This is a genomic window from Candidatus Magnetominusculus dajiuhuensis (assembly GCF_046044395.1).
In the GTDB taxonomy this organism is placed as follows: Bacteria; Nitrospirota; Thermodesulfovibrionia; order Thermodesulfovibrionales; family Magnetobacteriaceae; genus Magnetominusculus; species Magnetominusculus dajiuhuensis.
The window spans coordinates 1-3,430 of sequence record NZ_JBJUSG010000207.1; the positions used below are offsets into that span (position 1 = coordinate 1).

The 3,430-nt window shown below is 47.7% G+C and carries 2 protein-coding genes; one reads left to right on the forward strand and one right to left on the reverse strand.

Going from position 1 to position 3,430, the window contains the following annotated elements:
• Positions 1–108 precede the first annotated feature (108 nt).
• Positions 109–315 carry a hypothetical protein gene (locus AB7D94_RS16820; RefSeq protein WP_420267225.1) on the reverse strand — a complete coding sequence of 69 codons (207 nt, stop codon included), beginning with the start codon at positions 313–315 and terminating at the stop codon, positions 109–111.
• Positions 316–706: 391 nt separating this feature from the next.
• On the opposite strand from AB7D94_RS16820, the gene AB7D94_RS16825 reads away from it, so the two are divergent.
• Positions 707–3,085, forward strand: a complete 2,379-nt coding sequence (locus tag AB7D94_RS16825) for a S8 family serine peptidase (RefSeq protein ID WP_420267226.1) — start codon at positions 707–709, stop codon at positions 3,083–3,085.
• Positions 3,086–3,430 lie beyond the last annotated feature (345 nt).

Genomic DNA, 3,430 nt, shown 5'->3' on the forward strand with positions numbered 1-3,430 from the left:
TCATTTACTTTACCATATTACTCATAAATTTAACAATAATTATTTTACAACCCCTTAGTTCAATATCTCCTCTGAGAACTAACCATCGATTTAACTTCATAGGATCATCTAAATTATGAGCTGCAAGCAACTATGAGTCAGGTCGAATTCCAACCCCGCTGAGGCGATGGAAACTGTCAGCAGCACCAACTTAAACACAACATATGCGTTTTTCGCATTCAGGCAATTGAAAAAGACAGTAAACTCATTGGTTAATAAATCCTTACTTCTTTTTTTCGTTTCCTTTTTTTGTATCTTACCTCCCCTACCGTCCATTCAAAAACTCCACCACCTTTTTCTTGTTGCTTATATCTGATGTTCCTGATAAAAAAAGGCGATAAATTGCTATATCTATCGGATTTACGAAAATTGTACAATAGGGTAGATCAGGTGATAGAAAAGATGCCGATAACGATTGATTTCAAAGACAGCCAGATTTTTCAGGAAGGCTTGCTTGAAGGGATAGAAGGCAGGCCGGGTCAGTGGATGAGTTGAAGGGGTTTTTGGGAAATAGCATATAAAACGCCACAGCGGGGGCATGACGGAATCTGGAAAGTTGTCTGCTTCGCATCCCGGTGTTTCAGGCGTCTGTTTGCGTACCGGGTACACCCCTAATCAAGCACCCCTGATTCTTTGTTATCTAAACAGATTAACAGGAGGTTTCTTTATGAAAAGTTGGAAACAAAAGAAAAGAGCAGTCTCGTTTGTGTTTTTGTTATTAACAGTCTTTTGCCTCAGCTCGTTAGCGCCTTTAACCGTGTCAGCCGGTGAGCTGTCTGCCTCGCTCAAAAGCAAGGTATCATCTGATGGCGGATATGAGAAATTGGCCTCGCAGGCAGAGCGTAAAGGCTCCATCAGGATTATCGTAACGGTCAACAATTCATCCAATACCTCGTTTCGTCCAATGGGCGGCTTATCCGCCCCGGAAGAAAAAGCGCAGATGGCTGCGATTTCACGGGCGCAGGAACAGGTAATGGCACAGCTCTCTTCGGTCAATGTCATTTCTTACTACAAGTATCAGTATATCCCACATATCGCGATGACCGTTGACAGAAACGCCCTTGACGCCGTGCTTGCCATTACAGGGGTAAGCTCCGTCGAGGAAGATAAGCTATCACGCCCTACCGGCATAAACTGGAATATTACCAAAGTTGGTGCCTCCACCGCCTGGGCAAACGGGTATGATGGCACAGGTTATACAGTGGCAATCCTTGACACCGGTGTTGATAAGACTCATCCCATGCTTACGGGAAAGGTTGCCTCCGAGGCTTGCTACTCATCTAACGATAATGAATCTTCCGTGGCAACTGTTTGTCCTGGCGGTGTAGATAACTCAACAGCTTCCGGTTCGGCAATGCCGTACGCGGGGAATTGTCCAACCGGAGAATGCGACCATGGAACACATGTGGCAGGTATTGCGGCAGGGCTAACCACGGACAACTCCTCGGGTGTTGCAAAAGGGGCGAATATTATAGCAATTCAGGTGTTTTCGCGAATTGACGACAACACGACTTGTGAAGGAAGCAGCCCTTGTACGCTGTCGTATACCTCCGATCAACTCAAAGGGCTGGAAAGGGTTTACGCTTTAAAGAACACTTATTCAATAGCTTCAGCAAATATGAGTCTTGGCGGCGGTTGGTATGGCGCTAATTGTGACAATGACAGTAGAAAGGCAGCGATAGACAACCTTCGTTCCGCCGGTATCGCGACGGTCATTTCTTCGGGTAACAGCAAGTATCCCGATGGGATGGGCGCACCGGGATGTATTTCTACGGCGGTCAGCGTTGGCGCTACTGACAGCTCGGACAACGTTTCCTCCTATTCAAACAGCGCGAGTTTTTTAAATTTACTGGCACCTGGCTCCGCCATTACATCCGCTGTCCCTAACGGCGGATATGCGACATGGAATGGAACCTCGATGGCTGCCCCGCATGTGGCCGGCGCATGGGCAGTGCTGAAGCAGGCAAAGCCGACGGCGTCGGTTACGGACATTCTAAGCGCCCTGACAAGCACCGGCGTTTCGGTAACAGACTCACGCAACGGCATATCTAAACCCCGAATTCAGGTTGCCCTCGCGTTAAACGCATTAATTGCTGACTATAGCCTGTATGTAACAAAATATGGCACTGGCACTGGCACTATATCAAGCAGCCCATCAGGGATAAGCTGCGGCACAACATGTCTGGCATCATATGCGGCTGGCACATCGGTAACGCTGACGGCAGCGGCCAATTCCAGTTCTACCTTTACGGGTTGGACAGGATGTGATTCGGCAAGTGGTTCCCAGTGTACCGTTGCGATGGTCTCGTCAAAAACTGTAACCGCAACATTTACGGCAACGACATCTTCTACTTATACCCTGAACGTATCGAAATCCGGCACGGGCACGGGCACAATAACAAGCAGCCCATCAGGGATAAGTTGCGGCTCTGCCTGTTCGTCGTCATATGCGTCAGGCACGTCAGTGATGCTGACGGCGACTACGGATAACGGTTCTACTTTTACGAGTTGGTCAGGCTGTGATTCAACGACCAATAACTATTGTGATGTTACGATGTCATCGGCAAAGTCCGTAACGGCGGTTTTTACGGCGGCAGGGTCTGACTATACCGATGCCTCTACGGCAATTAATACAATGTATAGCCAATACGCCTCGTGGTTTGGGTCAAAATCCGGAAGCATAGCTACGGGAACATTCGGCTCGTCCACATACTATGTCCAATGGTTCAGCAACGGTGCCGCCCTTGTGGCATGGACAGATGGATATATGTATACTTATTACAATAACACATGGTACTCTTTAGGGGTAAGCTGGCAAACAAGCAACGATTTAGCTAAGGCAACCGCGAAGATCAACGCTGTATATGCTCAATACGCCTCGTGGTTTGGCTCAAAAGTCGGAAGCGTACTTACGGGAACATCCGGACCGGCCTCATACTATGTCCAATGGTTCAGTAACGGGACTGCCCTTGTAGCCTGGACGGATGGAAACATGTATACCTATTATGTTGGTACCTGGTATGCCTTAGGAGTAACCTGGAAATAAATAACGTTAGTGAACACCTGAAATATAGGAGACTGTTTTGTCCTGTCGGCGGTGGAGTTATGGGTATTTTGTGCAAACCTGTAGCCGATGGGACAGACACTCCTTCCTGGTTGTCAGCAAACAAATAGAATGAACAAACGCGCTCAATTTCACGGGCGCAGGATAATGTAATGGCACAGCTCTCCCCGGTCAATGTCATTTCTTACTACAAGTATCAGTATATCCCTCATATCGCGTCGGGGATTAGCTGCGGTACGGCCTGTTCGGCCTCATACACGGCGGGCACATCTGTAATTCCATTTCTAAATCATACCTACAATAATATATTTTATCTCACTCCGCGAC